The organism is Noviherbaspirillum soli (genome assembly GCF_015352955.1).
Lineage (GTDB): Bacteria > Pseudomonadota > Gammaproteobacteria > Burkholderiales > Burkholderiaceae_D > Noviherbaspirillum_A > Noviherbaspirillum_A soli.
This window is the reverse complement of sequence record NZ_JACYOX010000003.1, coordinates 113,943-139,058: the sequence shown is the minus strand read 5'-3', so window position 1 is coordinate 139,058 and position 25,116 is coordinate 113,943. Positions and strand designations below refer to the sequence as shown.

The window sequence follows — 25,116 nt, the reverse complement described above, 5'->3', positions numbered from 1 at the left end:
ACCGGCGCCGGTCGACGCGCATGCCGGGTTTGGCCTATTCTATTGCAGCCCACGCCAGAAGCCCGAGGAGAACGCATGAACGGTCACGATCAGAAAGCAGCACCGGACGCCACCGGCACGCTCGCCGCGCTGTGGCGGCTGTCAGGCGAGGACGAACGCGCGCTGGAGCGGGTCCGGCTGTCCGGAAAGGAACCCGGGCTGCCGTCATCGTTCGCCGTCGGCACCGCGGCCCAGGCCAGCATCGCGGCGTCGGCGCTGGCGGCGGCCGAGCTGCACCGGCAGCGCACCGGCATCGCGCAGCAGATCGATGTGGACATGCGCAATGCGGCGATTGAATTCCGCGCCGAGCAATACCTGCGGGTCGACGGCGCGCCGGCGCCGGAATTCCGCGACAGGCTCACCCGCACCTTCCAATGCGGCGACGGCCGCTGGGTGCGCATCCATGCCAATTTTCCGCATCACCGCGACGGCGTGCTGCGCCTGCTCGGGTGCAGCCATGACACCGAAGCGGTCAGCCGCGCGCTGCAGTCATGGGATGCCTTCCGCTTCGAGGACGCGGCCGCCGCGGCCGGCATGGTGGTGACGGCGATGCGCTCCTTTGACGAGTGGGATGCCCATCCGCAAAGGCAGGCAGTGGCCGGCCTGCCGCTGCTGTCGATCGAGCGTATCGGCGACGCGCCGCCGCAGCCGCTGCCGCCGGCCTCGCGGCCGCTGTCGGGCGTGCGGGTGCTGGACCTGACCAGGGTGATCGCCGGCCCCGTCTGCGGCCGCACCTTGACGGGACACGGCGCCGACGTGCTGCTGGTGAGCGCGCCGCACCTGCCGGCGATCGAGCCGCTGGTGATGGAAACCGGCCTGGGCAAGCGGGCCTGCTGGCTGGACCTGCGCAACGCGCCGGGCCGGCAGGCATTCGATGCGCTGCTGCGCGACGCCGACGTGCTGGTGCAGGGCTACCGGCCGGGCGGCCTGGATGCGCTGGGCGTGGATGCGGAAACGGCGGCCCGAAAGCGGCCGGGCCTGATCTACGTCAGCCTGTGCGCCTACGGCCATGCCGGGCCCTGGGCCGCGCGGCGCGGCTTCGATTCGCTGGTGCAGACCGCCAGCGGCTTCAACCATGCCGAGGCCCAGGCTGGCGGAAGCACTGCGCCCGCCCCCTTGCCGGCGCAGGCGCTGGACCGCGCCACCGGCTATCTGATGGCGTATGCGGTGATGGCCGCGCTGATGCGCCGCAGCCGGGAAGGCGGAAGCTGGCACGTGCGCCTGTCGCTGGCGCAGACCGGGCACTGGCTGCGCCATCTGGGACGCGTCGAGGGCGGCTTGCAGACGGCCATGCCCGGCTTCGGCGACATCGCCGACCTGACCGAGCAGCATGCGTCCGGCTTCGGCATGCTGACCACCGTCCGCCATGCAGCCCGGATGTCGGCCACGCCGGTTTGCTGGGACTTGCCGGCCATGCCGCTGGGCAGCCATGCGCCGGCCTGGCTGCCCGGCGCAGGCGCCTACAGCGCGTTGTGAACCCGCTCGCTGTTGATGCTGCTGCGGCTGCCCTTCAGGTGCATCTCGACATCGCTTGCGAGGTCGCCCACCGCCGCCACCGCCTCCTTCAGCTCGTCCGGCGTGGCATCGAGCTTCTTGGACCATTCCCGCAGCGCGGATTCATCCTGGACATCGATGCGAATTTGATCCGGTTCCTGCGCCTTGCCCGCTGAACTGCCCGTGTTGTAGTCCGACATGCTGTGCTCCTTCTATTGACTGTCTGTGGTGGGACACGATCCTCACATGCCTTTCCCCGCAAGGTCAAAGAACTGCGGCATGGCCTTAAGCGTGATCAATGGATGACGGGGGAAAGCAGGCGCAGGCCCGGCAAGGGCGGCATGCTTTTCCTGCATCCACCGCATCATGCGATGCCAGGGTTCGTGCAAGAATTCCGGTCCTGGCCCCGCAGCCACTCTCCGCCACCAACACTTTCGACAAGGACGGCATGCATCATGGAAATGAAAAAGATCAACGCCGGCAAACTGCGCGCCATCGGATACGACCCGCGCGAGCGCATGCTGCGGGTGGAATTCGATGACGGCAGCGCGATCGATTACTCAGGCGTCGGCACCGAGGTCTGGCGCAAGCTCTCGACCTCCGGTTCGGCATGGAGCTACTACCGCGACAATATCGAGGAAGAATTCACCGGCCGCCGCGGCACGGTGCGGCCGAAGGCGGCAAGCCAGGCGCTGGAAGACCTTTTCAGGGCGCCTGACAAGGAAGCGGACAGCTAGGAGAATTCCAGCGCTGAAGCAAAGTCGTCCGTACCAGCCTCGTGATGCAGTCCTCCCCCATCAGGGCGCCGACGGCCAGCTTGCCACGCGGTTGATGGCCAGAGCCGCGTAGGGTGGAATACCCCAAAGGGGCATTCCACCTTTCGTCGACCAGGGTTAGGGCTCTGGAAGACGTAGCCTGGGTGGAGCGCTGCGCTCCACCCAGGCTACGAGTTCTACGATTTCCGCCCGGCCAGCCCTGACCAAAAAGCAGTCTGCGCTGCCGCGCTCAGGTCCATGATCCATGCGACCTTGCCAGCCACTCTTCCAAAAACTGCACGCACACCCGCACATTGGCCGACAGATTCAGGCGCGTCGGATAGATCGCCCATACATTGGCCTCCTGGCTGTAGGCCGGCAGCACCCGCACCAGGCGGCCATCGGCAATGCTCTGCCCCACGTCCCACATCGAGCGCAGGATGATGCCGTGGCCGTCGATGGCCCATTGATGCACCAGCTCGCCGTTGTTGGTCGACAGCGGGCCGCCCACCTTCACGGTCTCGGGGCCATCCGGCCCGTCCAGCTTCCAGCGCCCGAAGTCCTGGTCGCGCTCGCGGATCGCGATGCACTTGTGGCCGGCGAGTTCCTCCAGCCGCTGCGGCATGCCATGGCTTTCCAGGTAGGCCGGCGAGGCGCACAGCACGCGCGCATTGGCGGCGATGCTTCTTGCGATCAGATGGGTTTCCTGCACCTGGCCGATGCGGATATCCAGGTGGAATCCCTCGGCAAGCAGATCCACCGGCCGGTCCAGCAGTTCGAGCTGTATCACCAGTTCCGGATGCTGCCGGGCCAGCAGCGACATGGCCGGCGCGATCCAGTTGCGGCCGAACCCTGAGCTGGTGCACAGGCGCAAAACGCCATGCGGCGCCCCGCCCTTGGCCGACACGGCTTCCTCCAGGTGGCTCACGTCCTCCAGGATGCGCTGGGCCCACTGGTGCACCACGCTGCCATGCTCGGTCAACGACACCCTGCGCGTAGTCCGGTGCAGCAGGCGCACCTGCAGCGTCGCCTCCAGGATCGCGATGCGCTTGCTCACCAGCGCATTGGACACGCCCAGTTCAAGCGCCGCCGCGGCAAAGCCCTGCCGCCTCACTACGGCGCAGAACAGGTCGAGATCGCCGAGAAGCGGCTTGCCCGCCTTGAAGTCAAGCTGCATTGTTCACGTTCCGTGTTCTTTCAGATTACAAATAGCCCCATTATAAAACGCATCGTATTGAGTATGATCGCCTTCCATCGCCATCCCCACTTAGAGGTTCAGACATGAAGACGCACAAGATCGCAGTGATCGCCGGTGACGGCATCGGTAATGAAGTCATGCCGGAAGGCTTGCGGGTGCTGCAGGCCGCCGCCGCCAAGTTCAACATCGGCCTTGATCTGACGACGATGGAATGGGCCAACTGCGACTACTACCTGCAGCATGGAAAGATGATGCCGGACGACTGGCGCGAGCAGCTCGAAGGCTTCGACGCGATCTATTTCGGCGCGGCCGGCATGCCGAGCAAGGTGCCGGACCATATCTCGCTGTGGGGCTCGCTGATCAAGTTCCGCCGCGACTTCGACCAGTATGTGAACCTGCGCCCGGTGCGTCTGATGCCCGGCGTGCCCTGCCCGCTGGCCAACCGCAAGCCGGGCGACATCGATTTCTACGTGGTCCGCGAGAACACCGAAGGCGAGTATTCCTCGGTGGGCGGCCGGATGTTCGAAGGCACCGACCGTGAATTCGTGGTGCAGGAGTCGGTCTTCTCGCGCAAGGGCACCGACCGCATCCTGAAGTATGCGTTCGAGTTGGCTCGGAAGCGTCCGAAGAAGCACCTGACCGCGGCCACCAAGTCCAATGGCATCTCGATCAGCATGCCTTACTGGGACGAGCGGGTCGATGCGATGGGCGCGCAGTTCCCCGACGTGCGCCATGACCGTTACCACATCGATATCCTGTGCGCCCGCTTCGTGCTGTCGCCGGAGCGCTTCGACGTGGTGGTGGCGTCCAACCTGTTCGGCGACATCCTGTCCGACCTCGGCCCGGCATGCACCGGCACCATCGGCATCGCGCCCTCGGCCAACCTGAACCCGGAGCGCAGCTTCCCGTCGCTGTTCGAGCCGGTGCATGGCTCCGCGCCGGACATCTTCGGCCAGAATATCGCCAACCCGATCGGCATGATCTGGTCCGGCGCAATGATGCTGGACTTCCTCGGCAACGGCGACGCCAGCCATACGGCCGCGCATGATGCGATCGTGCGCGCCATCGAGACCGTGCTGGTGCAGGGCCCGACCACGCCCGACCTCGGCGGCAGCAGCAACACCACCGAGGTCGGCAAGGCGATCGCCGCCGCGCTCTGATGCAACGATCCTGCTCCACCAGGGGCAGGCGGTAACGCTATGGCCAACATCAGCGCAGGCAGCCGGCTCGTGTCCGGCTGCCTGCGCTGGCTCATCTGAATTTCCTACAGGTCGCGCAGCGCGGCCCGCACATGGCTGGCGAAAACCTCCGCCTCGCCCAGCGCATTCGCATTGAGCAGCGCAAGCTTGACCAGGAACAGCTCGCTCCTTGCCGGCCCGGCTTCATCGATGGCGCCGGCCAGCAGGTCGTAGGCGGATTCCAGGTCTGCTATCGCAAGGGTCTTGTCGGTACGGATCATCATGTTCTCCTGTTACTGCGGCAAGGCCGCGTCGATTGCGGCGCGCAGGCGGCCGGCGTCCAGCGTCAGCCAGCGGGCGCAGACATGCTGGTCGGGCCGCAGCAGATAGGCAGCGCCGCTGGCAGCGACGCCATAGCGTTCACGGAAATGGCCGTCGGCATCGGCGAAGGCCAGGTCGGCGCCCGCCACCTCGCCGCCGGCGCCAATGGCCACCACGCGCAGCGGCACGCCGCGCGCGCGTATCCTCGCCACTTCCTGCAGCAGCGGCGCCGGCACCGCATCCTGCTGCGTGAAATACAGCAGGTCGAAGCCGCCGCCCAAGTGGTCCAGCAGGTAGTCGTCGGCGCCCAGGCGGATGTTGCGCGGCGGCGCGCCATGCGCCGGGCCGGCCGCGAACAGCGCATTGTCGTCGCCGCTGCTGTTGAGCACGGAGCCGGCATATTCATGCGGCCGCGAGGTGCGCCAGTGGTACAGCGGACCCACGAAGGCTTCGGACAGCGACAGCGACAGCACGGCGTCGCGCAGCAGCCGGAAGCCGCGCGTGGGCGGCGTCATGAAGCGGGTGCTCTTGCCGGCCTCGTCGATGATCTCGCGCGCCGCGCCGACCCGTTCGGCGCTGTAATTGGCCAGCAGGCTTTCGCCGGCCCAGCCGCGCGCCACGAAGCCCAGGTGCCAGCCGAGCGACTGCGCATCCTGGAAGGCGGTATTGGCGCCGCGCACGCCGAAGATGGGCAGCAGGTGCGCCGCATCGCCGGCGAACAGCACCCTGCCATGCCGATAGTCTGGCAGCGTCAGCGTGCGTGCCGAATAGACCGAGCACCAGTCCATTTCCCATGGCGCGCCGGCATGGCCAATCATCGCAAGCTGGGCGTCGATGCGCGCCTTCAATGATTCCGGCCGCAGCGCATCTTCCGGCGTTTCGCCGGGCGGCAGCTGGTAGTCCACGCGCCAGATCCCGTGCGGCTCGCGGTGCATCAGGATGGTGTTGCCGGGATTCCAGTCCGGGTCGAAATAGGCCAGCCGCTCGGTCGGCAGCGGCAGGTCGATGCGGATGTCGGCAATCACGAAATAGCCTTCGTAGGACGAGCCTTCCATCTGCAGGCCCAGCGCGGTGCGGACGCCGGAACGGCCGCCGTCGGCGGCGACCAGCCACTCGGCTTCCAGCGCATATGGCCCTTCCGGCGTGTCGATGGACAGGCCGACGACGCCATCGCCCTGTTCCAGCTGCACCAGCTTGTTTCCCCAGCGGAAATCGATCAGCGCATTCGCCTGGCAGGCATCGTGCAGGTACTCTTCCAGGTATTGCTGCTGGATGTTGAGCATCGGGTAGAAACGGTCGTCGGCATCATGCGGCGCTTCCATGCGGAACACCCGCTGGCCGCGGTAGTACGAATTGCCGGAGCGCCATGGCAGGCCGTTCTCGCTCATGCGCTGCGCCACGCCGACCTGCTGCAGGATCTCCATCGAGCGGCGGGTGAATACGATCGCACGGCTGCCCTGCGACACCTGCAGCTCGGACGACAGCACCACGGAGGGCACGCCGAGCCGCGCCAGTTCCAGCGCGGTGACCATGCCGGCCGGGCCGGCGCCGGCAATGACGACGCGCTTGCGCTGCTGGGCCTGATGCCGTGACGGCAGCCAGGGCTCGAATACCCGGTAAGGGTAGTAGATCGAAGAACGTGCTTCCTTGCTTGGTTGATGCATGATGATCTCCTCGTAGGCTTTGGACGGATGCAGGCGCCCGGCTATTGGCGTGCGGACGGGCGGCGGACGCCCTGGTCCAGCGGAAGCAGGAACACGAACAGCACGCCCGCAGCCATCAGCGCGGCGGCATACAGCAGGCCGGCCGTGAAGCTGTGGGTGGTGTCGCGCAGCCAGCCGACGACCAGCGGATTGAGCGCGGAGCCGATATTGCCGATCGCATTGATCACCGCGATGCCGAGCGCTCTTGCCTGCGGGCTGAGCGCCTGGTCCGGCGTGGTCCAGAAGATCGACATCGCGGTATAGGAACCGGCCGAGGCCAGGCACACGCCCAGCAGCTGCACCATGGGGCTGGCCGACATCGCGGTCAGCATCCAGCCGGCGGCCGCGGCCAGCATGGGCAGCGCGAGGTGCCAGCGGCGTTCCTGCCTGCGGTCCGAGCGGCGGCCCCAGACGATCATGGCCGCCACGGTGACGACCTGCGGTATCGCCGCCAGCAGGCCGACGGTCTGGTTGCTGGCATTGGCGCTGAAGCTCTTGACGATCAGCGGCGCCCATACCGCCACCATGGCCAGCGTATTGACCAGGCAGAAATAGGCCAGCGCAAACTTCAGCACGATGGGCGAGCACAGTTCGGCAAGCAGGCCCTTGCCCGCCGCGGCGGCAGGCGCGGCGGCGCCGGTCTGCAGGCTGCGCGCCAGCACTGCCTTTTCGTCGGCGGACAGCCATGCCGCCTGCTGCGGCTTGTCGTCCAGGTACCAGAACACCGCCAGGCCCAGCAGCACCGACGGCAGGCCCTCCAGCATGAACAGCCATTGCCACCCGGCCAGGTTCCAGGCGCCATCGAGCGAAAGAATGTAGCCCGACACCGCCGAGCCGATCGCCGCCGTGACCGGCATCGCAATCATGAACAGCGCATTGGCACGGGCCCGGTAGGCCGGCGGGAACCATAGCGTCAGGTAGACCAGCATGCCGGGCAGGAAGCCGGCTTCGGTGATGCCGACCAGCACCCGCAGCAGGTACAGCGTGCTGGCGTCGGTGGCGAACATGGTGGCGGTGGACGCGAGGCCCCAGGCGACCATGATCGCGCCTATCCAGCGCCGGGCGCCGAAGCGGGCCAGCGCCATGTTGCCCGGTATGCCGCAGGCGATATAGGCGATGTAGAACAGGGTGGTGGCCAGGCCGAACTGGGTGGACGTCAGGCCCAGGTCGCGCGTCATGGTCAGGCCGGCGAAGCCGATGTTGATGCGGTCGAGGAAGGAAAAGACGAACAGCAGGAAGATGAACCACAGCAGCCGCCGCGACACCTTGGCCACGACCTGCTGTTCTGCCTCATCGGCGCGGGATGCTTCTGTCCTGCCGGAAGCGGGAACGCTTTCCGGAAAGGCGGTGGTATGCGACATCGTGCAGTCTCCAGGAGGATTGAACGCGCAGGCACATGCGGTGCCTGCCCATCGCGCGGTTTCTTGTTGTTCGAGCGCTGAAGGCGAGTATAGGAAGGGTGAACGACGCGGCTGTCCCCATTTTGGGTACATGCCGGAGAGGCCGGCCTGGCCGGCCTTTCAGGGCGCTTCGGAGGACAGGCAGAGCGCGAACAATTGCCGCTGGCTGGAGATGCCGAGCCGTTGATAGGCGCGTTTCTGGTAGGTGGTGACACTGGCCGGCTTGATGCCGAGCAGCTCGCCGATGTCGGCAGCGGTGCGGCCTTCGAGCACGCCGCGGATCACATCGAGTTCGCGCTTGGGCAAGCCCGGGCAGAGCGTGCGTATGCGCGCCAGCATCAGTTGCGGAATGCCGAGCTGGGCCTGTCCATGCAGCGCGTAGTGGTGCCTGGCCGCATGCCCGATCAGCGGCGCCAGCGCTTCGATCAGCGCGATCTCGCCGGGCTGGAAATTCGCATGATCGCTGTCCCGGTACAGGTTGACCGACAGCCAGATCTCATCGGCCGGCTGCAGCAGCAAGGCCAGGCGGTCGCTGACATGCGGATGCCGGTAGCAGGCGGCGCGATAGGCTTCATGCGCGATGTCCTCGCTGGACTGGCGGTGCATCAGCAGCGCGGCCGGCGCCGCGCCCGCCGCGCCCGTGACGATCTTCTGGTTGCCGTCGAGCGCATAGAACAGCCGGGAATAGGTTTCCGCGACATTGTGCAGGAAGCGCCCGCCCCTGTGGTCCGCCACCGACACCGTGCGCGGACGGTTGCCGAATTCATAGGCAAAGATGGTGCACTGGGAAATCTGCGCGACCGAGCCCAGCGTCTTCAGCACCTCGGTGGCGAAGGAGGTCGCATCGGCCTGGCCGACCGCGGCCATCAGGCTGGTGACGCGCGACAGGTCGAGCTGGCCGGCGGGCCGGGCTCTATCGAGGCTCCAGTAGCGCATGGCGGAAGGAGGGTGAACGGTGGGAATGGCTGAAGAGGCTAGCACCACGGCCGGTGGGGGTCAACAAGGCAGCGGCCGGCGCGCCCGGCTGCGCTCAGGCTGCTGCGGAGCGCCGCGCCGGGCCTTCCGCCCTCTTTCGTCCGGCGCTGCTGCCACACTGAAAATATTGCAGGCCGCAGCCGCTTTTTACACGGGCAGCAAGTCTTCCGCCGGCACTTCCAGCACCCGGAATGCCGGCTGGCCGGGGTAGGAGCGGTGCAGCAGCGGCCGGGCGACGTTGAACACCGGAATGTTATTGACGGTGCGCCCCTCCGGCGTGCCGCGGTGCGCATGGCCATGCACCACGTAATCGACCGGGTAATGGATCAGCGGATCTTCCAGCCGGCTGGTGCCGAGGAAGGGAAAGATCTCCGGCGGCTCGCCCTGCACGGTGCCGACGATGGGCGAGTAATGCAGCATCGCGATGCGGTGCCGGGTGCGCAGCTTGGCCAGCGCCGTTTCCAGCTTCATCACTTCCTGCAGCGCTTCATTGACGAAGGCCTTGATCGACGCCTCGCCCCACGGCCCGAGCGCGCTGCGGCCGAATCCGCCGGCGAACCCCTTCGCGCCGGCAATGCCCACGCCGTGGATCTCGCAGGCTTCGCCGTCGAGCATGCGCACGCCGGCTTCGGTCAAAATGCGCCTGACCTGGTCCGGATCGCCCGATTCATAGTCATGGTTGCCCAGCACGGCGATCACCGGGATGCGGGTGTGGGCAAGCTCCTCGGCCAGCACATGGGCTTCCTCGGCCAGGCCGTAGTCGGTCAGGTCGCCGCACAGCAGCAGCGCGTCGGCCGCTTCGCCGGCCTGGGAAAAGAATTCGCGCAGGCTGCCCGCCGAGTCCTTGGTGCAATGCAGGTCGCCCACTGCGGCGAAACGGATCTTGTCCTTTGAAACCACGACATCCTCCTTGCTGATTGTTGAATGGTTAACACTGTTCATGCAGGACAGACCGCATTGCGTGGCATAAGTTTTGCTGACTTTCAATGCCAGACCACCATGCCAAGGCCGCCATGAACCTTACCGACCCGATCCCGGCACACGTTGCGACGGAAGAACCGGATGCTGCCGTCGCCGCGTTCTACCGCGATGTCCTGCTCCGGCTCAATGCAGCATCCGTGCCATACCTGGTGGGAGGCACCTATGCCTTCAACCGCTACACCGGCATCAACCGGCCGACCAAGGACCTCGACCTGTTCATCCGGCGCGGCGACTTCGATCGGGTCAGCGAGGTGTTCCAGGCGGCGGGATACCGTTGCGAACTGACCTTCCCGCACTGGCTGGGAAAGATCCACCTCGACGGGAACTACATTGACCTGATCTTCAGTTCCGGCAATGCGGTGGCCCATGTCGACGATGCCTGGTTCGAATTCGCCGCCGATGCCCAGGTGCTGGGCCTGCCGGCGCGGATCTCGCCGATCGAGGAAATGATCTGGTCCAAGGCCTTCATCATGGAGAAGGAACGCTTCGACGGCGCCGACATTGCCCACCTGATCCAGGCCTGCAGCGAGCGCATCGACTGGCCGCGCCTCGTGCGGCGCTTCGGCGAACACTGGCGGGTGCTGCTGTCGCACCTGATCCTGTTCGGCTTTGCCTATCCCGCCCAGCGCGACCTGGTGCCGGTGGGCGTGATGGACGAGCTGATCCGCCGCCTGAACTACGAAACCCACGCGCCGCCGCCCGCCACCGACCTGTGCCTGGGCACCCTGCTGTCGCGCGAACAATACCTGAATGACATCCACCGGCAGGGCCTGCAGGACGCCAGGGTGCAGCCGGTGGGCAACATGACGCCGGAGGACACGGCCAGCTGGACCCGCGCCATCGCCGACGACCACGAGCCGGAAGCGTAGGACTGCGGGCGGAACAGCGGCCGGCGGCCGGCTGCCGCTGAAGGGCGCTGCCGCCGATCCGTCGGTGCAATACCCCGAAGGGGCATTGCACCGGGCCGCCGGTCCACGGAAGCGCAAAACGGCGGCATGCCCTTCGGGTATGCCGCCCTACGCCGACCCGCTTCGGCAAAACCCTGTGGACGACCTGTGCATGGGCCGAAGGGACTTGCTGTGGATTGTCCGCTGGAAAAACTTGTGGACGGCCGCGCAGCGGGTTTTTGAGCAGGTCGGATTCTTTCCATGAAATCAGTAGCTTGGCAATTTGCGCCCATAGATATCCACAGGCTTGTTCACGGTTTTTGTGCGTAACTTTTGCTGATTTTTCGAGCAGCGGTGCGAATTTCTTTAGTGAGTCCGGCGAGGATTGGCGCGCATGCCTATAATCTGCGTTCCCGGCTTTATAAAAAATCTACAGAACCTACAGCGAACCAAGAGGAAAGAGACACCATGACTTATCCCAATACCCAGCTCATGATCGGTGGCCAATGGCAGGATGCGGCGGACGGCCGCACGCTCGCCGTCGTCAATCCGGCCACCGGCAGCGAGATCGGCCGCGTTGCCCACGCCGGCATTGCCGACCTGGACCGCGCGCTGGAAGCGGCGCAGAAAGGTTTTGAAGCCTGGCGCGATGTGTCGGCCGCCGAGCGTTCCAAGACGATGCGCCGCGCCGCCGCGCTGATGCGCGAGCGCGCAGGCGAGATCGCAAAAATCCTGACCCAGGAGCAGGGCAAGCCGCTGGCCGAAGCCAAGGTCGAGGCGATGGCTTCTGCCGACATCATCGAATGGGCCGCCGAAGAAGGCCTGCGCGTCTACGGCCGCATCGTCCAGTCGCGCAACCTGGCGGTGCGCCAGATGGTGCTGAAGGACCCGGTCGGCCCGGTCGCGGCCTTCACGCCGTGGAACTTCCCGATCAACCAGGCGGTGCGCAAGATCGCCGCGGCGCTCGCCACCGGCTGCTCTATCATCGTGAAAGCGCCGGAAGAAACCCCGGCATCGCCGGCCGCGCTGGTGCAGGCCTTCATCGACGCCGGCCTGCCGCCGGGCGTGGTGGGCCTGGTGTTCGGCAATCCGGCTGAAATCTCGGAATACCTGATCGCCCATCCCGTCATCCGCAAGATCACCTTCACCGGCTCGACCCCGGTCGGCAAGCAGCTGGCCGCGCTGGCGGGCAGGCACATGAAGCGCGTCACGATGGAACTGGGCGGCCATGCGCCCGTGATCGTGGCCGAGGATGCCGACGTGAACCTGGCGGTCAAGGCCGCCGGCGGCGCCAAGTTCCGCAATGCCGGCCAGGTCTGCATCTCCCCGACCCGTTTCCTCGTGCATGAAAGCCTGCGCAATGACTTCGCCGCGGCGCTGGCCAAGTATGCGCAGGGCCTGAAGGTGGGCGAAGGCAGCGGCGAGGGCATCCAGATGGGCCCGCTGGCCAACAGCCGCCGCCTGACCGCGATGGCCGACTTCGCGCGCGACGCCGTCGAGCGCGGCGCCTCCATCGTGGCCGGCGGCGAACGCATCGGCGAGGTCGGCAACTTCTATGCGCCGACCATCCTGAACGACGTGCCGCTGGACGCCAAGGTGTTCAACGAGGAGCCGTTCGGACCGATGGCCGCGATACGTCCCTTCAACACGCTGGAAGAAGCGATCGCCGAAGCCAACCGCCTGCCCTTCGGCCTGGCCGGCTATGCCTTCACAAGCTCGCTGAAGAATGCGCACCTGCTGTCGCAGCGCCTGGAAGTCGGCATGCTGTGGATCAACCAGCCGGCCGCGCCCTGGCCTGAAATGCCGTTCGGCGGCATCAAGGATTCCGGCTACGGCTCCGAGGGCGGACCGGAAGCGCTGGAAGCGTATCTCAACACCCGCTCCATTTCCATCATGAACGTGTAAGGACGCCTGCCGGCCCGCCCGTGCGGGCCGGCAGCGGCCCCGGCCATGAAACTGATACAACTCTTCCTGCCGGTCTACGACCGGCACGGCCAACCCTTTCCCAGGGCATTCTTCGACCAGGCACGCAGCGAGCTCACAGAGCGCTTTGGCGGCGTCACCGCCTTCCTGCGCTCCCCGGCGGTGGGTGCGTGGCAGGAGCCCGGCGGCGCAGTATGCCGCGACGACGTCTACCTGTATGAAGTGCTGGCCGATGCGCTGGACCGCGTCTGGTGGCAAGCCTACCGCGCCCGCCTGGAACGGCAGTTCAGCCAGGACGTTATCCTGGTGCGGGTGAGCGACACCGAGGTGCTCTAAGCCCCCCGCTTGCGCAGCCGGCGCAGCACGGCGCCGATATCGTCCAGCATCGGCACCAGGGCCAGGCCGGAGAGGATCAGCGCCAGCGGCACGGTGGACAGGTAGCCGGCATGCTTGAAGCCGAGCGCGCCGCTGATGCCGCCGACGAAGAAGGCCAGCAGCAGCAGCGTCAGCAGCTTGAGCCGGCTGCGGTCGGCCAGCACCCTGGGCCGGTCCGGCCGCTCATGCATGTTCCAGTAAAACAGCTTGCCGAGCTCGACGCCGATGTCGGTGATGGTGCCGGTCAGGTGGGTGGTCCGTATCTCGGCCTTGGAGATCTTGGTGATCAGCGCATTCTGCAGGCCCATGATGAAGCACAGCAGCATCACTGTCGCCGGAATGAACAGCCCTTCTATCGTCGACAGCCGCGCGCCCAGCAGGCCAAAGCCCAGCAGCAGCAGCGCCTCGATCAGCAGCGGCAGCGCGTACTCGCTGTACAGGCCGCGCCGGCGCGCATAGTTCACCAGGATCGCGGTGAACGCGGCGCCAGACAGGAAGGACAGCAGCGCGCCGGCGCCGGCCAGCACCGGGCCATAGCTGCCCAGCACCAGGCTGTCGGCCATGGCCGACACGATGCCTGTCATGTGCGAGGTGTACTGATGCACCGCGAGGAAGCCGCCGGCATTGGTGGCGCCGGCCACGAAGGCCAGGGCAATGCCCAGGTGCCAGTTCGCCTGCCTGGTGCGTTGGGGTGCGGTAAGCCTTCTTGCGTAATGGATTGGCACTGACTGGCCCTGTCATCAAGAGTCGCGGTGAGACTGCGGTTATATTACTTGACGTAACCCTTTTCCCAACAGGCATGCATGTCTACCCAGATCAAACGCAGTGACCCGATGAGCCCGACCGTCGTTAACGCATCCCCTCTTCCACGATGAATTATCTTTTGCTCAAACATCTGCACATGAGCTGCGCCGCGCTGAGCGGCGCGCTGTTCCTGCTGCGCGGCCTGTGGATGCTGCAGGACTCGCCGCGGCTCCGCCAGCGCTGGGTGCGCACGCTGCCGCACCTGATCGATACCGTGCTGCTGGCCAGCGCGGTGGCGCTGGCGGTCTGGAGCGCGCAGTATCCGCTGGCCCAGCCATGGCTCACGGCCAAGGTCTGCGCATTGCTGCTGTATATCGTGCTGGGTTCGGTGGCGCTGAAGCGCGGACGCAGCAATGGCATCCGGGCCGCCGCGTTCCTGGCGGCGCTGGCCACCTTTGCCTACATCGTGGCGGTGGCGCTGAGCAAGACTCCCTTTCCGCTAGCCTGATCAGCCGGCGGCGCCGGCCTCGGCCGATTCCAGCAGCGACAGCACCTCGCCAGCCCATTGCAGCCAGCTGCGCTCGGCCACGATGCCGGCGCGCAGCACCGCATGCCGCAGCTGCTGCGACTTGGAAAGGGACGGCGCGCCGAAATCGCGCTGCTCGATGCCGAGATAGGTATCGAGCTTGGCCTGGTGCTCGGCGATCATGCGCCGCAGCGCCCGGTCCAGGCCATGCGGGCCGATCACGGCCTCGGCCCGCATCTTGATCAGCAGGGCGCGGTCGGCATTGCTGTCGGTTTCCGGCTGCGCCACCCAGCGCGCCAGTTCCGCCCGGCCCGCCTCCAGCACCTGATACAGCCGCCGGCGACGCTTGCCGGCGTCGTTGTCGTCCGTCGCCACGATCCAGCCGGCATCGGCCATCCGGCCCAGTTCGCGGTAGATCTGCTGATGGCTGGCATGCCAGAAATAGCCCATGGACTTGTCGAAGCGCCGAGCAAGGTCGTAACCGGTGGACGGCTTTTCAAGCAGCGAGGTCAGCAGGGCATGTTGGATCGACATAGCCGGTATTTTAACGGCTGGCCCGGGCAAGCTGCGAAACTTTATGCAACCAGTTGCATAGCCGATTTGGCTTTGCTATGCTTTATGCAACCAGTTGCGTATTGATGCAGCAGCATTCCGCGACGACGGCGGAAAAGACCAAGGAGACCGAAATGAAAGCGAATCAACTGTCCGACGCCGCGCAGCGCACGCTGGCCGCCTGGCACCAGATACTGGAACGCAATGCAATGGAGGAACTCGACCCGCTGCTGTCGGAGCGCATCGTGTTCCGCTCGCCGGTGGCGCACACGCCCTATCCCGGCAAGGCCGCCATCCGCCTGGTGCTCAAGACCGTCAACACCGTATTCGAGAATTTTCACTATCACCGCAGCTTCGTCAGCGAGGACGGCCACAGCATCGTGCTGGAATTCAGCGCCGAGGTCAGCGGCAAGGCGTTGAAGGGCATCGACATGCTGCGCTTCGACGACCAGGGCCTGATCGAGGAATTCGAGGTGATGGTGCGCCCGATGAGCGGCCTGCAGGCGCTGGCGGCGAAGATGGGTGCGCAGCTGTCGTCGTCCACCGCCACGCTCAAGGGCAACAGCATTCCCGGCTGAATACCGAAACACCTACTTCAACCATTTCCCACCCGGAGCCATCATGTCACTGCCACCCATCCTCGAAGGCCGCCTCTCGCTGCCCATGATCTGTTCGCCGCTGTTCATCATTTCCAACCCGGACCTGGTCATTGCCCAGTGCAAGGCCGGCGTGGTCGGCTCCTTCCCCGCGCTGAATGCGCGGCCCGAACCGGCGCTGGAGCAGTGGCTGGAGCGCATTACCAGCGAGCTGGCCGAACACAATGCCCGCCACCCGGACCGGCCGGCGGCGCCGTTCGCGGTGAACCAGATCGTCCACAAGTCCAATGACAGGCTGGAGCGCGACCTGGAGCTGTGCGCAAAGTACAAGGTGCCCATCACCATCACGTCTCTCGGCGCGCGCGAGGACGTGAACCGCTCGGTGCATTCCTACGGCGGCATCGTGCTGCATGACGTGATCGACAACGCCTTTGCCAAGAAGGCGATCGACAAGGGCGCGGACGGCCTGATCGCGGTGGCTTCCGGCGCCGGCGGCCATGCCGGCCGGCTCTCGCCATTCGCGCTGCTGCACGAGATCCGGGAATGGTTCGACGGCCCGCTGGCCTTGTCGGGCGCCATTGCCAGCGGCAACGCCATCCTCGCCGCGCAAGCCGCCGGCGCCGACCTGGCCTATATCGGGTCGGCCTTCATCGCCACCGCCGAAGCCAATGCCGACGAGCGCTACAAGCAGATGATCGTCGACAGCAGCGCGGCCGACATCGTCTATTCCAACCTGTTTACCGGCGTGCATGGCAACTACCTGCGCCAGAGCATCGTCAATGCCGGCCTGGACCCGGAGGCATTGCCGCAATCCGATCCGTCGAAGATGAACTTCGGCTCCGGCGGCGGCAGCAAGGCCAAGGCCTGGCGCGACATCTGGGGCGCCGGCCAGGGCGTGGGCGCGATCAAGCGCGTGGTGCCGGCCGCCGAGCTGGTGGCCCGTTTCGCCGACGAGTACCAGGCCGCGCGCCACCGGCTCAACCTCGCCATTGCACCGGCGGCCGGCAGCGCCAGGCCGCAGGCTGTAAGCGCCTGACCGGCGGGATCAGCGGACGAAGACGCGGCGTCTCAGCAGCAGACCGAGCCAGCCAAGCAAGCCGGCGCCCAGCAGGGCCGGCATTGGCGGCTCTGGCACGCCGTGGGCATCATCCCCATCCCGTGCCTCGCGCACCAGCCAGTGCGTCTGAGGGCTGTCGAGCCGGACGCCAAACAGCTGGCTGTCGTATTCGACTGGAAACTGGGCGCCGGGGTAATAGTAGAAGCGCGCGCCAAAGGTGGCGGCGTAATCGTCAATCCAGCCGAATTGCCTGCTCTGCTCTGGCGAAAACACGGAATACAGCGACCATTCCGTAAAGCCGGTGCCGAACAGGTTGAGGAAGGCCCGGACCCGCGCCTCGTCCGTCGAGGCCGAAAAATCGCCGCAGCCGAATCCGGTCTGCGGCTTCAGCAAGCCGCAGCTGAATTCATCCTGCGTGGAATAGCGGAACCCTTCGAACATCCCACCGGGCGCCATGGCGGCACGGACCTGATTGACGGAGAGATTGCGCGTGTACGGCAGCTTCAGCCATTCAAGACCGGAGCTGGTGTCCTGCACCGTACTGGCCGGACCCAACGCAGAAGCGACTTCAATCAGTGCCGCGTGGGCAGTGCCAAGGGACAGAAGGAACGCGGCCAACAGCGTGAACAGCGCTTTCATGGTTTTTTTTCCTCAAACATGGCCGCCGAACGGCGGCGCGACCCGAAAATGGTCCGGCAGGCAAACCCAGACGGCTCTGATCAATGGCAAACATGGGAGACCCCGCCGCGGGCAATCATCCACGCACTGCGTCGGATCAAGGCGCGGGCTTGCATGGGCCCAGCAGGTGAGGCTTTCTCGCCACGGCCGCAGCCAGTACACTGCTGCGCACACACCGATAAACTCACGAGGAGAACACATGGCTAGCATCGGATTCATCGGGCTGGGCGTCATGGGCGCACCGATGGCATTGAACCTGCAGAACGGCGGACACCAGCTGTTCGTGCATACCCGCACCCGGCGCGAACCGGATCCGCTGGATGGCAAGGCCAGCTATTGCGCATCCGCCGCCGAGGTGGCGCGCCAGGCCGAGATCATTTTCCTGATGCTGCCCGACACGCCGGACGTGCAGAAAGTGCTGTTCGACGAGCAAGGCGTGGCAGCCGGACTGTCGGCCGGCAAGGTGGTGGTCGACATGAGCTCGATCTCGCCGATCGACACCAAGGCTTTCGCGGAACGCATCAATGCCCTCGGCTGCGCCTATCTCGACGCGCCGGTGTCGGGCGGCGAGGTCGGCGCCAAGGCGGCTTCGCTGACCATCATGGTTGGCGGCCCGGACGATGCCTTCGAGCGGGTGCGTCCCCTGTTCGAGCTGATGGGCAGGAACATCACGCTGGTCGGGGGCAACGGCGCCGGCCAGACCACCAAGGTCGCCAACCAGATCATCGTGGCGCTGACCATCGAGGCCGTCAGCGAAGCGCTGCTGTTCGCTTCCAAGGCGGGCGCCGACCCGGCCAAGGTGCGCCAGGCGCTGATGGGCGGCTTCGCCTCGTCGCGCATCCTCGAAGTGCATGGCGAGCGCATGATCAAGCGCACCTTCAATCCGGGCTTCCGGATCGACCTGCACCAGAAGGACCTGAACCTGGCGCTGCAGGGCGCACGGGCGCTGGGCGTGGCGCTGCCCAACACCGCCACCGCGCAGGAACTCTTCAACACCTGCGCCGCCAACGGCATGGGCCGTCTCGACCATTCAGCGCTGTGCCGGGCGCTGGAACTGATGGCCAACCATCCGATTGCGCCTGACGCGCCATCGCAATGAGCGCGCCGGCGAAGCAGCAGCCATCCCGGCCAGCCATGCCCGACGGCAGCCCGCGCGCGGTGCTGGTCACCGGCGGCGGCCGCGGCATCGGCGCCGCTGTGTGCCGCCTGGCTGCCCGGCGGGGCTATGCGGTGGCCATCAACTACCTGCATGACGAGCAGGCCGCGCGCCGGCTTGCCGACGAGATCGCTGCCGCCGGCGGCACCGTTTGCCTGGCGCAGGGAGATGTCGGCGGGCAGGCCGATGTCGAGCGCATGTTCGACACCGCGCAGGCACATCTGGGCTCCTTGTTCGGGCTGATCAACAATGCCGGCATCACCGGCCGCCTGGGCCGTTTCGCCGATGCCGACCCGGCATCGATCGAGCAGGTGTTCCGCACCAATGTGCTGGGCACGATGCACTGCAGCCGCGCCGCCCTGAAGCGCTTCCGTGATGCCGGCACCCATGGCGTGATCGTCAACCTGTCGTCGATCGCGGCCGTTACCGCCAGCCCGAATGAGTATGTGCATTACGCCGCCAGCAAGAGCGCGGTGGAGACCTTCACGCTGGGCCTGGCGCGCGAGGTCGCCGCGAACGGCATCCGCGTCTGCGCGGTCGCGCCCGGCTCGACGCTGACCGGCATCCACGCGGCCGCCGGCGAACCCGACCGGCCGCTGCGGGTAGCGCCCAAGATCCCGATGGGCAGGCTGGCCACGCCGGAAGAGATTGCGGCGCCGGTGGTGTGGCTGCTGTCGGATGAGGCTTCCTACATGACCGGGGCGGTGGTGCGCTGCGCGGGAGGGCTGTAGAGGGAAGGCAGCCGCTTCTGTAGGGTGCAATACCCGAAGGGCATTGCACCATGCGTCGCAGACCGGCATCGCAATGGCAGCCGGCTTCCCCGATCGACCAATGGTGCAATGCCCCTTCGGGGTATTGCACCCTACTGACGCCGCACCTTGTCCGCTTCAGGCCTGGCCGCCACGGCACGCCTGACGCGGCCTTGAACGGCAACGGCAAAGGCAGCCGCTTCTGTAGGGTGCAATACCCGAAGGGCATTGCACCATGCGTCGCAGACTGGCATAGCAATGGCGGCCGGCTTCCCCGATCGACCGCTGGTGCAATGCCCCTCCGGGGTATTGCACCCTACTGACGCCGCACCTTGTCCGCTTCAGGCCTGGCCGCCATGGCACGCCTGACGCGGCCTTGAACGGCAACGGCTATCCTCCCTGCTTCAGCTCAACCGTATCTACATCAGCCTGCCAAGACCCCGCCTGACTCCTTCCGGCACTTTTTGACCTGGGTCAACCGCGCCGCCCCCTTCTTTCCTAACATGGCCGCACGCCCCGCCGGCCGCAAGCCGCGACCGGCCCGAACCTGCAAGGAGAGTCAAGCGATGCGTACCATGAAAGCAGCGGTATTCAAGGGCCCAGGACGGATCGTCCTGGAAGAAAAGCCGATTCCCGCGCCAGGCGCGGGCGAGGCGCTGGTGAAGATCACCACCACGACCATCTGCGGCACCGACGTGCATATCCTCAAGGGCGAATATCCGGTGGCGCAGGGCTTGACGATAGGCCATGAGCCGGTCGGCGTGATCGAGGCGCTCGGTCCGGGCGTGACGGGCTATGCGGTCGGGCAGCGCGTGGTGGCCGGCGCCATCACGCCATGCGGCCAGTGCCATACCTGCCTCGATGGCCACCCGTCGCAATGCGGCGGCAAGGCCATGGGCGGCTGGCGCTTCGGCAATACCATCGACGGCGCCCAGGCCGAATACCTGCTGGTGCCCAATGCCATGGCGAATCTCGAAGTGATACCCGATGGCCTGACCGATGAGGAAGTGCTGATGTGCCCGGATATCATGAGCACCGGCTTCGGCGGCGCCGAAAGCGGCGGAATACGGATAGGCGACACCGTGGTGGTGTTTGCGCAGGGGCCGATTGGCCTGTGCGCCACCGCCGGCGCGAAGTTGAAGGGCGCCAGCCGCATCATCGTGGTCGACGGCGTGCCGGCGCGGCTGGCAATGGCCAGGCGCCTCGGCGCCGATATCGTGGTGGATTACACCAAGGTCAACCCGGTCGACGAGATCATGCGGCTCACCCATGGCCAGGGAGCCGACGTGGCGATCGAGGCGCTGGGCACGCAACAGACGTTCGAAAGCTGCCTGCGGGTGCTGAAGCCGGGCGGCACGCTGTCGAGCCTCGGCGTGTATTCCGGCAAGCTGTCGCTGCCGCTGGATGCCTTTGCCGCCGGCCTGGGCGACCACAAGATCATCACCACGCTCTGCCCCGGCGGCAAGGAACGCATGCGCCGGCTGATGAACGTGGTCGCCTCCGGCCGCGTCGACCTGAAGCCCATGGTCACGCACCGCTTCCGGCTGGACCAGATCGAACAGGCTTACGAGCTGTTTGCCAATCAGCGCGACGGCGTGCTGAAGGTGGCGATCACGCCCTGATGCAGATGGCGAGCCGCGGCGCCTACTTCGCCGCCGCCACCGGCAGGCCGGCCAGGTAGTCTGCCAGCACGTCGATGTCGTCCGGCGTCAGCGCCTGGGCGGCGGAGGTCATCACGCCATCCATCTCGCCGCGGGTCGATGCCTTGAAGCTGGCAAGCTGGGCCCGCAGGTAGTCCTTGTGCTGCCCGGCCAGGCGCGGGATGTGCTGCTGGCCCATCAGGTTGGCCGCATGGCAGGCAACGCAATTGTTCTGCACCGACAGCTGCCTGCCTTTCTCGACATTGGCCGGCGCGGTCTTGTGCTGCGTGGCCGGGGCCGGCTGTGCCGCATAGTAGGCGGCGAGGTCGTTCATGTCGGCATTGCTGAGCTTGGCCGCCATCGGCGACATGATCTCGTTCTGCCGCTTGCCTTCGCGGAACTGGTACAGCGCCGAGACGATGAACTGCTTGGGCTGGCCCGACAGCGACGGGAAGGCGGGGCTGGTCGAATTGCCGTTCTCGCCATGGCAGGCCGCGCAGGCCTGGGCCTTGGCGCGGCCTTCCTCGGCGCCGGCCACGGCCTGGCCGGCATGGGCTGACAGCAGGAGCGCGGCGGCCCAGGCCGCCGCGCCCGCCCGCCTGGACAACAGGGAGCGGGACATCGTCATTTCTTGTAGCTCACGCGGTAGATGATGCCGTTATAGTCGTCCGACACCAGCAGCGAGCCATCGGCCATCTGCAGCACGTCGGCCGGCCGGCCCCACATCGGCGGGTCGGCCTTCTCGTCGGTCATGAAGCCTTCCAGGAAGGGCTCGGACTTGGCATTGCCCTTGCCGTCCATGGTCACGCGCACCACGTTGTAGCCCTGCTTCGTCGTTCGGTTCCAGGAGCCGTGCTGGGCAATGAAGACGTTGTTGGCATAGGTGGCCGGGAACATCTTGCCGGTGTAGAAGCGCATGCCCAGCGGCGCCACGTGAGCGCCGAGGTTGAGCTTGGGCTTGGTGAAGTCGGCGCAGGAGCGGTTCTTGCCATATTGCGGATCAAGGAAATCGCCCTGGAAGCAATAGGGGAAGCCGAAATGCTCGCCCTGCTTGCTCACCACGTTGAGCTCGTCGGAGGGCATGTCGTCGCCGATCCAGTCGCGCGCATGCTCGGTGAACCACAGCTGCTTGGTCTTGGGATGGAAGGCCATGCCAACGCTGTTGCGCACGCCCTGCGCATAGTTTTCCAGCACGCCGGTCTTCGGGTCGACCCGCATGATGACCGCTTCCATATAGGTCGGCATCGTGATGTTCTGCGGCGAGCCGATATTGAAGTAGAGCTTGCCGTCCGGCCCCATCGCCAGGTACTTCCAGAAGTGGCCCGGCTGCTTGTGCGGGTCGAGGTTGTCCACCACCACCACCGCCTGCGGCGGGCTGTCGAGCTGGCTCTCGATGTTGTCGTAGCGGGTGATGCGGTGACGTTCGGCCACATACAGCGTGCCCTTGTCGAACACCACGCCGTTGGGGCTGTTCATGCCCTTGAACAGGGTCTTGACCTCGCGCTTGCCGTCCTTGTCGACGATCGCATACACATTCGACAGGTTGCGGTTGCTGACGAATACCGTGCCCTTGTCGCCCAGTGCCAGCGAGCGCGCCTCGGGCACGCCTTCGGCCCAGACCTCCACCTTGAAGCCGGCCGGCACCTTGAGCTTGTCGATCGGCAGTTCGCTGGCGGCGCGGCCGGTCATGTGCGGGGCAAAAGGATGCAGCGGCGAGCTGGCCTGCCCCTCCGCCATGCCCTGCTTCCAGGCCGGCGCCGGCGCGGCGGCGGGGGTGGCGGCCGGTGCAGCGGCGGGGGCGGCGGCCGGTGCGGCCGCGGGAGCGGCTGCCTGCTGCGCCATTGCGGCGGGTCCGAACACAATGGCGGCGCAGAGCGCGCTCAGCTTCCATGCATGATTCATGCGGGTTCTCCTCTTCTTCTGGTTGTGCGCCCGATACCGGGCTGGTGGTTGAATAGCTTCAATACATCGTCCATGCGCTGCAGCGCAGCCTGCAAGGGCGTGGCAAGAAAGGGGGTGATGGAAATGTCTCCGTGCCTGTACTTTTGATTGTGCGGTCGATTATACGGAGAAGTACAACGCCTTGCCCAGCCCACTGGCGTGCCGCATGTCCAGGCGCAAGACCCGCTTCGGGACGGACCATGATTGCTGTAGACTCGCGCCACGAGCAACCGGAAAGCAGCAGAGGAAGCATGACCGAGAATGGCCCCGATACCCGCGCCGCGCGCGACAGGCTGCTGTGGCAGGTGACGCAGGGCAGCGAGCTCCCGGCGCTTGGGGCGTCGGTGTCGGAAGTGGTACGCATGGCGTCGGCGGAAGATGACTCGGTGCGCGAACTGGCGTCCTTCCTGCTCAACGACGTGGCCCTGACGCAGAAGATGCTGCGTCTTGCCAATACCGCCTCTTACCGGACCGCTGGCGGCATGCCGGTCACAACGATATCGCGCGCGATCTTCCTGCTCGGCTTCGAGACAGTCAAGACCAGCGCGCTGGCGATGCTGCTGGTCGATGGCATGAAGGGCAGAAAAGGCCAGAGCGTGCGCAACGAGCTGTCGCTGGCGCTGTGCGCCAGCGTCTTCGGCCGCGCGATGGCGCGCCGCGCGCCGTTCAAGGATGCCGAGGAAGCGGCGGTCGCTGCGCTGTTCAAGAACCTGGGGCGGGTATTGGTGGCCGCGCACGATCACCTGCTTTACGGCCGCATCGCCGAGCTGGCGGAGAGCGCCGGCCTGTCGCAGTCGCAGTCATCGGCCCGCATTCTCGGCTGCAGTTTCGACGACCTGACCGAGACGGCGCTGCGTTCCTGGAACATGCCCGATTCCATCGTCCACGCCCTGGCGCCGCTGCCGGCCGGCATGCTCAAGCCGGCCAGGAGCCGCGCCGAGTGGATGCAGCAGGTGGCTGGGTTCAGCGCAAGCATGGCCGCCCTGCTGCCGCGCATGACCGATCCCGGCAAGGATGCCGACAGCCGCGCCGTGCTGGCCCGTTACGGCGCGGCGCTGAACCTCGATGCCCAGGGCATGGCCGAGCTGGTTCAGGCAGTCGCCACGGAAGCCCGCGCGCTGAGGCTCAATGCCGACATCGTCTTCAAGGAAGATGCCATCGCCGAGCCAGTCCCTGTCCCGGTCGCGCCGCAGTCCGTGGCCAGGGCCGACCCCCTGGCGGAGTTCCTGATGGCCGGCGACAGCGCCGCGCCGTCCGCAGAGCGCCATCCGAGCGGCAAGCCGGTGCAGGCGCGCGAGCTGCTGATGGCAGGTGCCCAGTCCATGTCCGAGATGATCGCCAGCGGCGCGGGCAATATCAACGACCTGATGTTCCTGGCCTTGGAAACCCTTTACGCCGGCATGGGATTTCGCTACGCCACGGTCTGTCTGCGCGACATGCAGACCGGCCTGTACAAATCGCGCCTGGCGCTGGGCACGGCAACGCCGAGGCTGCAGAGGCATTTTGCCTTTGCCGCAAGCGGCAACAAGGACCTGTTCTTCCTGTCGATGCAGAACAATGCCGACCTGCTGATCTCGGACGCGTCGACGATGAAGATCGCATCGCTGCTGCCGGTCTGGCACAGGACCATGCTCCCGGAAGCGCGCAGCTTCATCATCCTGCCGCTGGTGGTCAAGGGCGCGCCGGTCGGCTACTTCTACGCGGACCGCACCGTTACCGCGCCTGAGGGCATCACGCCCGAGGAAACCTCGCTGCTCAGGATGATCAAGTCACAGGTCATTGCGCGCATGGCTGCGCGCGTGCCATGAGCGCGGGGCTCTTGCTTCATGTGAGGCAGGAGAAGGTGGTTATGACATCGGGGAAGCGCTGTGGTCCTGATGGCCCGGCAAAGGATTTCGCCCGTTGACTTGATGCGGGTGGCGCTGTCGCCAGGTCAGCGGATGGAGGCCAGGTCAGCAGCTGACGTCGCAGTCAAGTCCCGTTGAATGCACCGTGTCAGCGGTGTCCGGAGCGCGAGAAGGTGCGAGGTCGGCAAGGGCGCAATATCCCGAAGGGGCATTGCGCCATGGGCAGTTGAACAACAGGAAAATACCGCGCCTTGCAGTGATCACCGGTTCGGTGGAATGCCCCTTCGGGGTATTCCACCCTACGCCATTTTGACTCCACAGCCGCCGCGACCGCGCCAGCTCCAATCCTGGCAGGGTGCAATCCCCGAAGTGTCATTGCACCGACGGCCGCGCGGACGCCG

At 66.2% G+C, this 25,116-nt stretch carries 25 protein-coding genes; 13 read left to right on the top strand and 12 right to left on the bottom strand.

Annotated features, from left to right (window positions below):
• Nucleotides 1-75 precede the first annotated feature (75 nt).
• Nucleotides 76-1,515 carry a CoA transferase gene (locus IGW04_RS04715; protein WP_194711883.1) on the top strand — a complete coding sequence of 480 codons (1,440 nt, stop codon included), beginning with the start codon at nt 76-78 and terminating at the stop codon, nt 1,513-1,515.
• Here the strand turns inward: IGW04_RS04715 and IGW04_RS04710 are convergent.
• Nucleotides 1,500-1,733 (bottom strand): DUF3606 domain-containing protein, encoded by a 234-nt coding sequence (locus IGW04_RS04710; protein WP_194711882.1) that lies wholly within the window; start codon nt 1,731-1,733, stop codon nt 1,500-1,502. The two genes, IGW04_RS04715 and IGW04_RS04710, sit on opposite strands and share 16 nt — an antisense overlap.
• A gap of 261 nt (nt 1,734-1,994) precedes the next feature.
• Here IGW04_RS04710 and IGW04_RS04705 point away from each other — a divergent pair, with 261 nt between their 5' ends.
• On the top strand, nt 1,995-2,270 hold the full coding sequence (locus IGW04_RS04705) for a KTSC domain-containing protein (protein WP_228526854.1): 276 nt from the start codon (nt 1,995-1,997) through the stop codon (nt 2,268-2,270).
• 268 nt (nt 2,271-2,538) lie between these two features.
• On the opposite strand, the gene IGW04_RS04700 is transcribed toward IGW04_RS04705, so the two are convergent.
• The gene (locus IGW04_RS04700) at nt 2,539-3,465 is read right to left on the bottom strand and encodes a LysR family transcriptional regulator (protein WP_194711880.1); all 927 of its coding nucleotides are present in this window, start codon (nt 3,463-3,465) and stop codon (nt 2,539-2,541) included.
• 104 nt (nt 3,466-3,569) lie between these two features.
• On the opposite strand from IGW04_RS04700, the gene IGW04_RS04695 reads away from it, so the two are divergent.
• Nucleotides 3,570-4,646, top strand: coding sequence for a tartrate dehydrogenase (locus IGW04_RS04695; RefSeq protein WP_194711879.1), 1,077 nt, complete (start codon nt 3,570-3,572; stop codon nt 4,644-4,646).
• A 104-nt stretch (nt 4,647-4,750) separates the two neighbouring features.
• Here the strand turns inward: IGW04_RS04695 and IGW04_RS04690 are convergent, their stop codons facing one another.
• The 5 genes from IGW04_RS04690 to IGW04_RS04670 all read right to left on the bottom strand — a co-directional run bounded on the left by IGW04_RS04690 (nt 4,751) and on the right by IGW04_RS04670 (nt 9,963).
• Entirely contained in the window at nt 4,751-4,945 is a 195-nt protein-coding gene (locus tag IGW04_RS04690; protein ID WP_194712032.1) for a DUF2783 domain-containing protein, read from the bottom strand.
• A gap of 12 nt (nt 4,946-4,957) precedes the next feature.
• On the bottom strand, nt 4,958-6,649 hold the full coding sequence (locus tag IGW04_RS04685) for an FAD-dependent monooxygenase (protein ID WP_194711878.1): 1,692 nt from the start codon (nt 6,647-6,649) through the stop codon (nt 4,958-4,960).
• Nucleotides 6,650-6,690: 41 nt separating this feature from the next.
• The gene (locus IGW04_RS04680) at nt 6,691-8,049 is read right to left on the bottom strand and encodes an MFS transporter (protein WP_194711877.1); all 1,359 of its coding nucleotides are present in this window, start codon (nt 8,047-8,049) and stop codon (nt 6,691-6,693) included.
• A 159-nt stretch (nt 8,050-8,208) separates the two neighbouring features.
• The gene (locus tag IGW04_RS04675) at nt 8,209-9,024 is read right to left on the bottom strand and encodes a helix-turn-helix transcriptional regulator (RefSeq protein ID WP_194711876.1); all 816 of its coding nucleotides are present in this window, start codon (nt 9,022-9,024) and stop codon (nt 8,209-8,211) included.
• A 186-nt stretch (nt 9,025-9,210) separates the two neighbouring features.
• Nucleotides 9,211-9,963 carry a metallophosphoesterase family protein gene (locus tag IGW04_RS04670; protein WP_323744810.1) on the bottom strand — a complete coding sequence of 251 codons (753 nt, stop codon included), beginning with the start codon at nt 9,961-9,963 and terminating at the stop codon, nt 9,211-9,213.
• An 86-nt stretch (nt 9,964-10,049) separates the two neighbouring features.
• Here IGW04_RS04670 and IGW04_RS04665 point away from each other — a divergent pair, with 86 nt between their 5' ends.
• The 3 genes from IGW04_RS04665 to IGW04_RS04655 all read left to right on the top strand — a co-directional run bounded on the left by IGW04_RS04665 (nt 10,050) and on the right by IGW04_RS04655 (nt 13,190).
• Nucleotides 10,050-10,913: a nucleotidyltransferase family protein gene (locus tag IGW04_RS04665; protein ID WP_228526853.1), complete on the top strand. Its 864-nt coding sequence runs from the start codon at nt 10,050-10,052 to the stop codon at nt 10,911-10,913.
• A 486-nt stretch (nt 10,914-11,399) separates the two neighbouring features.
• Nucleotides 11,400-12,836, top strand: coding sequence for an NAD-dependent succinate-semialdehyde dehydrogenase (locus tag IGW04_RS04660; RefSeq protein WP_194711874.1), 1,437 nt, complete (start codon nt 11,400-11,402; stop codon nt 12,834-12,836).
• Between the two features lie 45 nt (nt 12,837-12,881).
• Complete coding sequence (locus tag IGW04_RS04655) at nt 12,882-13,190, top strand: hypothetical protein (protein WP_194711873.1); 309 nt, start codon at nt 12,882-12,884, stop codon at nt 13,188-13,190.
• On the opposite strand, the gene IGW04_RS04650 is transcribed toward IGW04_RS04655, so the two are convergent.
• Nucleotides 13,187-13,954, bottom strand: a complete 768-nt coding sequence (locus tag IGW04_RS04650; RefSeq protein ID WP_194711872.1) for a YoaK family protein — start codon at nt 13,952-13,954, stop codon at nt 13,187-13,189. The two genes, IGW04_RS04655 and IGW04_RS04650, sit on opposite strands and share 4 nt — an antisense overlap.
• Nucleotides 13,955-14,112: 158 nt before the next feature.
• Between IGW04_RS04650 and IGW04_RS04645 the strand changes: the two genes are divergently transcribed.
• Nucleotides 14,113-14,481, top strand: a complete 369-nt coding sequence (locus tag IGW04_RS04645; RefSeq protein WP_323744809.1) for a SirB2 family protein — start codon at nt 14,113-14,115, stop codon at nt 14,479-14,481.
• On the opposite strand, the gene IGW04_RS04640 is transcribed toward IGW04_RS04645, so the two are convergent.
• Entirely contained in the window at nt 14,482-15,033 is a 552-nt protein-coding gene (locus tag IGW04_RS04640; RefSeq protein ID WP_194711870.1) for a PadR family transcriptional regulator, read from the bottom strand.
• A gap of 152 nt (nt 15,034-15,185) precedes the next feature.
• Here IGW04_RS04640 and IGW04_RS04635 point away from each other — a divergent pair, with 152 nt between their 5' ends.
• Both IGW04_RS04635 and IGW04_RS04630 read left to right on the top strand, forming a co-directional pair.
• On the top strand, nt 15,186-15,629 hold the full coding sequence (locus tag IGW04_RS04635; RefSeq protein WP_194711869.1) for a nuclear transport factor 2 family protein: 444 nt from the start codon (nt 15,186-15,188) through the stop codon (nt 15,627-15,629).
• A gap of 43 nt (nt 15,630-15,672) precedes the next feature.
• Nucleotides 15,673-16,683 carry an NAD(P)H-dependent flavin oxidoreductase gene (locus tag IGW04_RS04630; RefSeq protein ID WP_194711868.1) on the top strand — a complete coding sequence of 337 codons (1,011 nt, stop codon included), beginning with the start codon at nt 15,673-15,675 and terminating at the stop codon, nt 16,681-16,683.
• Between the two features lie 9 nt (nt 16,684-16,692).
• Here IGW04_RS04630 and IGW04_RS04625 read toward each other — a convergent pair whose 3' ends face one another.
• Nucleotides 16,693-17,343, bottom strand: a complete 651-nt coding sequence (locus IGW04_RS04625; protein ID WP_194711867.1) for a hypothetical protein — start codon at nt 17,341-17,343, stop codon at nt 16,693-16,695.
• Between IGW04_RS04625 and glxR the strand changes: the two genes are divergently transcribed.
• From glxR to IGW04_RS04610, 3 genes are all read left to right on the top strand, one after another.
• Nucleotides 17,342-18,481, top strand: a complete 1,140-nt coding sequence (gene glxR, locus IGW04_RS04620; protein ID WP_194711866.1) for a 2-hydroxy-3-oxopropionate reductase — start codon at nt 17,342-17,344, stop codon at nt 18,479-18,481. The two genes, IGW04_RS04625 and glxR, sit on opposite strands and share 2 nt — an antisense overlap.
• Nucleotides 18,478-19,269: an SDR family oxidoreductase gene (locus IGW04_RS04615; RefSeq protein WP_228526851.1), complete on the top strand. Its 792-nt coding sequence runs from the start codon at nt 18,478-18,480 to the stop codon at nt 19,267-19,269. Before glxR ends, IGW04_RS04615 begins: the two co-directional genes overlap by 4 nt.
• A 584-nt stretch (nt 19,270-19,853) precedes the next feature.
• Complete coding sequence (locus IGW04_RS04610) at nt 19,854-20,909, top strand: NAD(P)-dependent alcohol dehydrogenase (protein ID WP_194711865.1); 1,056 nt, start codon at nt 19,854-19,856, stop codon at nt 20,907-20,909.
• A 22-nt stretch (nt 20,910-20,931) separates the two neighbouring features.
• On the opposite strand, the gene IGW04_RS04605 is transcribed toward IGW04_RS04610, so the two are convergent.
• Both IGW04_RS04605 and IGW04_RS04600 read right to left on the bottom strand, forming a co-directional pair.
• Complete coding sequence (locus tag IGW04_RS04605) at nt 20,932-21,549, bottom strand: c-type cytochrome (RefSeq protein ID WP_194711864.1); 618 nt, start codon at nt 21,547-21,549, stop codon at nt 20,932-20,934.
• A 2-nt stretch (nt 21,550-21,551) separates the two neighbouring features.
• Complete coding sequence (locus IGW04_RS04600; protein WP_228526850.1) at nt 21,552-22,829, bottom strand: PQQ-dependent sugar dehydrogenase; 1,278 nt, start codon at nt 22,827-22,829, stop codon at nt 21,552-21,554.
• A gap of 290 nt (nt 22,830-23,119) precedes the next feature.
• Between IGW04_RS04600 and IGW04_RS04595 the strand changes: the two genes are divergently transcribed.
• Entirely contained in the window at nt 23,120-24,676 is a 1,557-nt protein-coding gene (locus tag IGW04_RS04595; RefSeq protein ID WP_194711863.1) for an HDOD domain-containing protein, read from the top strand.
• The last annotated feature ends 440 nt before the right edge of the window (nt 24,677-25,116 follow it).

Excerpts from the sequence above, each read along its gene's own strand:
- IGW04_RS04695 (WP_194711879.1), top strand. The coding sequence starts at position 3,570 with ATGAAGACGCACAAGATCGCAGTGATCGCCGGTGACGGCATCGGTAAT.
- IGW04_RS04605 (WP_194711864.1), bottom strand. The coding sequence starts at position 21,549 with ATGTCCCGCTCCCTGTTGTCCAGGCGGGCGGGCGCGGCGGCCTGGGCC.
- IGW04_RS04665 (WP_228526853.1), top strand. The coding sequence starts at position 10,050 with ATGCCAGACCACCATGCCAAGGCCGCCATGAACCTTACCGACCCGATC.
- glxR (WP_194711866.1), top strand. The coding sequence starts at position 17,342 with ATGGTTTTTTTTCCTCAAACATGGCCGCCGAACGGCGGCGCGACCCGA.
- IGW04_RS04600 (WP_228526850.1), bottom strand. The coding sequence starts at position 22,829 with ATGAATCATGCATGGAAGCTGAGCGCGCTCTGCGCCGCCATTGTGTTC.
- IGW04_RS04705 (WP_228526854.1), top strand. The coding sequence starts at position 1,995 with ATGAAAAAGATCAACGCCGGCAAACTGCGCGCCATCGGATACGACCCG.
- IGW04_RS04710 (WP_194711882.1), bottom strand. The coding sequence starts at position 1,733 with ATGTCGGACTACAACACGGGCAGTTCAGCGGGCAAGGCGCAGGAACCG.
- IGW04_RS04635 (WP_194711869.1), top strand. The coding sequence starts at position 15,186 with ATGAAAGCGAATCAACTGTCCGACGCCGCGCAGCGCACGCTGGCCGCC.
- IGW04_RS04715 (WP_194711883.1), top strand. The coding sequence starts at position 76 with ATGAACGGTCACGATCAGAAAGCAGCACCGGACGCCACCGGCACGCTC.
- IGW04_RS04660 (WP_194711874.1), top strand. The coding sequence starts at position 11,400 with ATGACTTATCCCAATACCCAGCTCATGATCGGTGGCCAATGGCAGGAT.
- IGW04_RS04625 (WP_194711867.1), bottom strand. The coding sequence starts at position 17,343 with ATGAAAGCGCTGTTCACGCTGTTGGCCGCGTTCCTTCTGTCCCTTGGC.
- IGW04_RS04675 (WP_194711876.1), bottom strand. The coding sequence starts at position 9,024 with ATGCGCTACTGGAGCCTCGATAGAGCCCGGCCCGCCGGCCAGCTCGAC.
- IGW04_RS04655 (WP_194711873.1), top strand. The coding sequence starts at position 12,882 with ATGAAACTGATACAACTCTTCCTGCCGGTCTACGACCGGCACGGCCAA.
- IGW04_RS04680 (WP_194711877.1), bottom strand. The coding sequence starts at position 8,049 with ATGTCGCATACCACCGCCTTTCCGGAAAGCGTTCCCGCTTCCGGCAGG.
- IGW04_RS04595 (WP_194711863.1), top strand. The coding sequence starts at position 23,120 with ATGACCGAGAATGGCCCCGATACCCGCGCCGCGCGCGACAGGCTGCTG.
- IGW04_RS04615 (WP_228526851.1), top strand. The coding sequence starts at position 18,478 with ATGAGCGCGCCGGCGAAGCAGCAGCCATCCCGGCCAGCCATGCCCGAC.
- IGW04_RS04630 (WP_194711868.1), top strand. The coding sequence starts at position 15,673 with ATGTCACTGCCACCCATCCTCGAAGGCCGCCTCTCGCTGCCCATGATC.
- IGW04_RS04685 (WP_194711878.1), bottom strand. The coding sequence starts at position 6,649 with ATGCATCAACCAAGCAAGGAAGCACGTTCTTCGATCTACTACCCTTAC.
- IGW04_RS04640 (WP_194711870.1), bottom strand. The coding sequence starts at position 15,033 with ATGTCGATCCAACATGCCCTGCTGACCTCGCTGCTTGAAAAGCCGTCC.
- IGW04_RS04690 (WP_194712032.1), bottom strand. The coding sequence starts at position 4,945 with ATGATCCGTACCGACAAGACCCTTGCGATAGCAGACCTGGAATCCGCC.
- IGW04_RS04610 (WP_194711865.1), top strand. The coding sequence starts at position 19,854 with ATGCGTACCATGAAAGCAGCGGTATTCAAGGGCCCAGGACGGATCGTC.
- IGW04_RS04700 (WP_194711880.1), bottom strand. The coding sequence starts at position 3,465 with ATGCAGCTTGACTTCAAGGCGGGCAAGCCGCTTCTCGGCGATCTCGAC.